The organism is Carnobacterium sp., from assembly GCF_040274425.1.
Map to the genome: position 1 here is coordinate 1 of NZ_JBEMBC010000115.1, position 5884 is coordinate 5884.

Annotated in this window: 6 protein-coding genes and 1 riboswitch; of the genes, 1 reads left to right on the top strand and 5 read right to left on the bottom strand. The window is 34.9% G+C overall.

Features of this window, described 5'->3' with window-relative positions; genetic code table 11:
- Positions 1-342, bottom strand: a 342-nt coding sequence (locus ABS911_RS13895; RefSeq protein ID WP_350468052.1) for a cation-transporting P-type ATPase, incomplete at its 3' end; no start/stop codon positions are given.
- A 269-nt stretch (positions 343-611) separates the two neighbouring features.
- On the opposite strand from ABS911_RS13895, the gene ABS911_RS13900 reads away from it, so the two are divergent.
- A complete protein-coding gene (locus ABS911_RS13900) occupies positions 612-1304 on the top strand; it encodes a zinc metallopeptidase (protein WP_350468053.1) in 693 nt (230 codons plus the stop codon).
- Positions 1305-1376: 72 nt separating this feature from the next.
- On the opposite strand, the gene ABS911_RS13905 is transcribed toward ABS911_RS13900, so the two are convergent.
- From ABS911_RS13905 to ABS911_RS13920, 4 genes are all read right to left on the bottom strand, one after another.
- Positions 1377-1790, bottom strand: a complete 414-nt coding sequence (locus tag ABS911_RS13905) for a hypothetical protein (RefSeq protein ID WP_350468048.1) — start codon at positions 1788-1790, stop codon at positions 1377-1379.
- 125 nt (positions 1791-1915) lie between these two features.
- Entirely contained in the window at positions 1916-3625 is a 1710-nt protein-coding gene (locus ABS911_RS13910) for a Na+/H+ antiporter NhaC family protein (RefSeq protein WP_350468049.1), read from the bottom strand.
- 99 nt (positions 3626-3724) lie between these two features.
- Positions 3725-3904: riboswitch (Lysine riboswitch) on the bottom strand.
- Positions 3905-3988: 84 nt separating this feature from the next.
- Positions 3989-4675, bottom strand: a complete 687-nt coding sequence (locus ABS911_RS13915) for a DUF554 domain-containing protein (protein WP_350468050.1) — start codon at positions 4673-4675, stop codon at positions 3989-3991.
- A 232-nt stretch (positions 4676-4907) separates the two neighbouring features.
- The coding region (locus tag ABS911_RS13920) for a phosphohexomutase domain-containing protein (RefSeq protein ID WP_350468051.1) at positions 4908-5884 on the bottom strand (977 nt) is incomplete at its 5' end.

The following is a 5884-nucleotide window of genomic DNA, read 5'->3' on the forward strand; positions in this document are numbered from 1 at the left end:
AGCATCAATTGCTTCTTCTGCTTTGGCTTCTTGGTAAACTCCCAATATAGCATTTAAAACCACCACGACTAAAATAATAATAGCATCTGTAACATCTCCAAACATAGCTGAAATAAGAGCAGCTGCCAATAAGACTAAAATCATAAAATCTTTAAATTGTTCTAAAAATTTAACAAATATACTTTTGGATTTTCCTTGATCCAGTTCATTTGGTCCAAATTCCGCGATTCGTTTTTCTGCTTCACTCGATGTCAGTCCTTTTTTATTAGCTTCCATCTTTTTTAAAACCGTTTCTTCATCTTGAGCAAAAAAAGCTTCTTTCAATTGCTGCTTTCTCTCCATCATTCATCCATCCTCTCTAACTTGTTTCAACTATTAAGTATGAAAACCATTTCTTTTAGTACCTGTTTTTTTTAAAAATAAAACGCTTTAATCCTATTCTCATTTCTTAATTTGATTATATCTTTAGGTGATTCTTAAAGCAAAATATATGGTGCCTTTAAGTATTTATCCTTTAGAAAATGTTTTCTTAATAAAATTATGATAATCTTCATATATGCCATTAGCCGCTTATGTTATACTTATCAAAAGGAAGTAGAAAGGTGGAAACAATGATGTTTTTCTTTGATCAAACGTATTTCTTAATTATCATTGGAGTCATATTATCAGGAATTGCTAGTTCCTACGTCAGAAGTACTTATGAAAAATATAGCAATGTAACTAATTCAAAAGGATATACTGCTAGCGAGGTTTCTCGTCTTATTTTAGATAAAGCAGGGCTACAGCATGTGAAAATCGAGGCTGTCAAAGGAGATTTAACCGATCATTACGATTCAAGTACAGACATTTTGCGTCTTTCAGATGCAACACGTAACTCAAGATCTGTAGCAGCTATTGGAGTTGCAGCTCATGAAGTTGGCCATGCTATTCAAGATCAAAAGAGCTATATCCCTTTAAAAATAAGAAGTGCTTTAGTTCCAGCAACAAACTTTGGACAAAAAATTTCGTTTCCAATGATTTTATTAGGTGTTATTTTTGGCTACAACCAGACACTGATAAATCTTGGGATCATCTTCTTTTCTGTAGCACTTCTTTTTCAGTTGGTCACTTTGCCTGTTGAATTTAATGCTTCTAACCGAGCAATTGCCATTCTAAGAGATCAACATATCTTGACTCCTACTGAAGTTCCACAAGCAAAAAAGGTTTTAGATGCAGCAGCCCTTACTTATGTTGCAGCTGCCATAGCTTCCTTCTTGCAAGTACTGAGATTAGTTTTACTTTTTGGCGGCAGAAGAAACAATTGAAGCAACAATTAAAACAAAAAGAGAATCCGAAATGGATTCTCTTTTTGTTTTCTCTTTAAGTTAATGAACTGTTTATTTAAAAGAATGTGGATCTTGATCTCTTTTTGAGAGTAATTGTTTTAATAATACAATGAATGAAAACAATCCACTTACTTGAGTGATAATTAAGGCTATGGTGCTATTATCTTGAAAAAAGAAAATACTTCCAATCAAGACTCCAATAAACGCACCTAAATGATAATAGACTTTTTTTGGTTGTTCTTCTATTAAAGAAATCAATAGTCCAATCAACGGAAAGTTTGGGACAAAGAGAAATATCCAAGCAGCTAGCAGTGCATTACCTAGTTTCCCAACAGGACTAAGATCTAGGATAGCATCGCTACCAAAGGAACCATATAAAAACAGCGGGATCGTAAGAAAATTCCAAGCAATCAACACTACTAGAACAACTGCTATCAAGACAGTTCTTTTTCGATTTGCTTTCATTATTGCTCCCTCATTTCTAATTTATTTTAGAATAAAGTTAGAATAATGCCTTAATACTATCCATTTAGTTTCTCTTTATACTTAATTATAGCATATCTCTAAATGTATTTATTTGATCCGACTCTTTATTTTACAACTTTTTCCTCAACCCGCTTACCAAATATTTGAACGGATAAAATGATGACTACCATTGAAACTGGAAGAACGATCCAGATTGGTATTCCTAAACCGACTGGAATAAAACCGAACAAAACAGTGATCACACCCACTAAAAGAGCATAAGGTAATTGTGTGCGAACATGATCCATATGGTTCACGCCTGCCCCCATAGAAGAGAGAATGGTAGTGTCCGAAATAGGTGAACAATGATCACCAAAAATCGCTCCCGTTAAGACTGCACCTGCAGATATGACAATAAATTCTGGATCTGAAGACAGTGCTGCTGCTAACGGTATAGCCAATGGCATTAAAATTCCCATCGTTCCATAAGAAGTTCCTGTTGCAAAAGAAATGATTGAACCTAGTATAAAGATAATGGATGGAAGCAAGAACGCCGGCATTGAATCGGATAACAATGAAACTAAAAATTGAGCTGTTCCTAAATCGGTTATAACTGCACTGAGTGACCATGCTAATAATAAAATAGCTCCAGTAATAATAAGTGATTTCATTCCATTGATCCATGTTTCTACTGCTTGGCCCCATGTAAATGTTTTTTGAGACACACCCATAGCCATAGCTATCAAGCTTGCCAACAATGCAGCTTGGAACAATACAATACTCGCATCAGATGCTCCAAATGCTTCTTGAATGGCTGCGAATGAATACGGATTTGATTTTAATAAATTAATTAATGCTGTGTTCTCTCCAGCTAAAATAGCATAATATCCATTGGCATAAAATCCAATTATAGCAACAATAATTAAGGTGCCAATTGGAATAATCGCATTCCATATGCTTAGATGGACACCTTCAGCTGGCTCCATTTCATCCATTTCCTTTGAAGTAACTGGGTTTATTTCATCTTTATTTGTTTGATCGTACTTTCTAGCTCTTCTTTCTGCTGTCAGCATAGGACCAAATTCTTTTAAAAATACCGCCGTACACAATACAAACAACAGCATTAAAATGTTATAAAAACGATAAGGAATGGTTTCAACAAAAATACTGTAGGCATTGACCTCTTGACCAATAGCTTCATAGCCATCTTTGATCAATCCTACTTCATACCCTACCCAAGTAGAAATCAATGCAATTCCAGCAATCGGTGCAGCCGTTGCATCTACAATAAAAGATAGTTTTTCACGCGAGACTTTCTTTTCATCCGTAACTGGTCGCATGACTGGTCCTACAATTAATGAATTTGCATAATCATCGAAAAAGAGTAAAACACCTAAAATCCAAGTAATAATTTGAGCACTGATAGGTCCCTTTGCTTTTTTTGATAATGCATTTGCAACAGCTTTGGCGCCTCCCATTTTTGTCATTAACGCGATCAATCCACCAATCGCTAACACTTGCAAAATAATCCCGGCGTTCCAAGGATCAGCTAACGAGTATAATGTGTAATCGATTATACTTAAAAATGATTGAATAAAAGCATAGAAAATAGATCCATCTGCCAAGTGTAAGACAAAACCTCCAGCAAAAATACCCAAAAACAACGAAATAATAACATCTTTAGAAATAAATGCTAAAATAATAGATACTACTGGCGGTACCAGAGAAAACCATCCAAAGTTGACTGTAGAGCCTGTTGCCTCTCGAAACTCTCCATTAACTGAAAATAAAATAAATGCAACGATAAATAAACCAATGATAACTTTCTTCTTCATTTTAAACTCCCTTTCTATTTGTGCGCACAAAAAAACACCTTGAGTGCTATACAACTCAAGATGCTAAAATAGTTCCATATGTAATGTCCTATTAACCCTTTTGTTGATAGTCCTCCGTAAATTTTCTGTTAAAATTTACGACAGTGTTAAGCATATTTTACTTAACCCCAGCATAAAGTACTTGGCAATACCCTACACTTCGGCAATTTTTCCTTTCCAGCTATTCGCTTGTGCCTTCAGAATAACTGTACTTTTAAAAATTGCACCTCTATCTTTCTATTAAATTACTTTTCTAAATATACAATATTAGTGACCCTGATGCAACACTAAAGCTCTTTATTTTTTTCTATTTGTTAGTGTAGTTTAATAAAACAATCCAAAAACGATTGGAATAAATGCTGCTGGAGCATAGTTCATAATTTTTAAGTCTGTAATCTTCAGCATATTTAACGCTAGACCGATTATCAAAAGAGAACCCACACATGTCATTTCATTAATCACACTTTCTGTTAACAGAGGAGCTACTACACTGGCTAGCAAAGAAATACTTCCTTCATAGATCAGTACTAAACCTCCTGCTAGTAAAACACCTACACCTAAGCTGGAAGCCAACACAAGGGCTGCTATGCCATCAATTAGCGATTTAGCCAGTAATGTTTCATGATTGCCAGTCAACCCACTCTGTAAGGCCCCTACGATTGACATCGCCCCGACACAGACCAATAAACTCGCTGTTATAAATCCTTTAGAAATAGATAATGTATCGTCTTTTGTTTGAAATTTAGTTTCCATTAAATTTCCCAGATTATTTACTTTCTCCTCTAAATTCATCCCTTCACCGATAATAACCCCAATCACCATTGAACCTATTGTAATAAGTATATTTTCTCCAGCTAACGCTCCGCTGAATCCAATGTATAATACACAAAGAGCTAAACTGTTCATAATAGCTGTACCTATCCGTTTTGATAGTCCTTTTTTTAATAATAATCCAATACTTCCGCCAAGAACTACCGCTAAACCATTAACAATTGAGCCAAACAAAATCACTTTATCTACCCCTTACTACTTTATTAAATGCTAATTAAAAATAAGTATAGTATCCATTTAACTTTTGGTCAATGCCCTTTAATATACTTGATTTTTATTCATAAATAAGTTCTCGCTTAGATTCTTTGGAGTATCAAAAAAAGAGCTTTAAATCAATGTTTACACATTAAGATCTAAAGCTCTTTAGTTCGTTGCTTTCATTTTTAGAAATAACGATTAAAAAATGTCAGTCTTATTCAGCTAAACCAATTTCTTGTTTTACAACTGAAGCAATTCGATCAACATAAAGATTTACTTTTTCTTGTGTTGGAGCTTCTGCCATTACACGCAACAATGGTTCAGTTCCACTAGGACGAACTAAAATACGTCCATCTCCATTCATTTCACTCTCAACTTCTTCAATGATCTCTTTTATTGCTGGAACATCCATCGCGCCATTTTTATCACTAACACGAATATTCACCAATTTTTGCGGGTACGTTTGAACTTCCGCAGCTAACTCTGAAAGTTTTTTCCCAGTTTCTTTCATAACATTCAGCAATTGAATTCCTGATAAGATTCCATCGCCAGTTGTATTATAATCTAGGAACACCATGTGTCCTGATTGTTCTCCACCAAAGTTATAACCATTTTTGCGCATTTCTTCTACTACATAACGATCTCCAACTTTTGTTTGAAGAGCAATCATATTGTTAGCTTCAATCGCCTTATGGAACCCTAAATTGCTCATCACAGTAGAAACAATGGTATCTTTTTTCAAACGGCCTTTTTCTTGTAAATACTTGCCACAGATAAACATAATTTTATCTCCATCAATGATATTTCCTAACTCATCAACAGCAATTACTCTATCTCCGTCACCGTCAAATGCTAATCCAGCATCGGCTTCTTTTTCAACTACAAATTTAGCCAAACCTTCAGGGTGAGTTGAACCAACACCGTCATTAATGTTCAATCCATTGGGTGTTGATGCCATCACATCGAACTCTGTTTCTAAATCTGCGAATAGTCGATTAAGAAGAGGGCTTGTAGCTCCATTTGCACCATCTAAACAAACCTGCAATCCAGCTAAATCATTTGGAATTGTTTGTTGTAAAAATTGTGTGTATTTTAAAGCACCTTCTGGATACTCATCAACCGTACCTAATCCATTTGCACTAGGACGGGGCAAATTATCTTTCTCTTCGTCTAATAATGCTTCAATTTCTA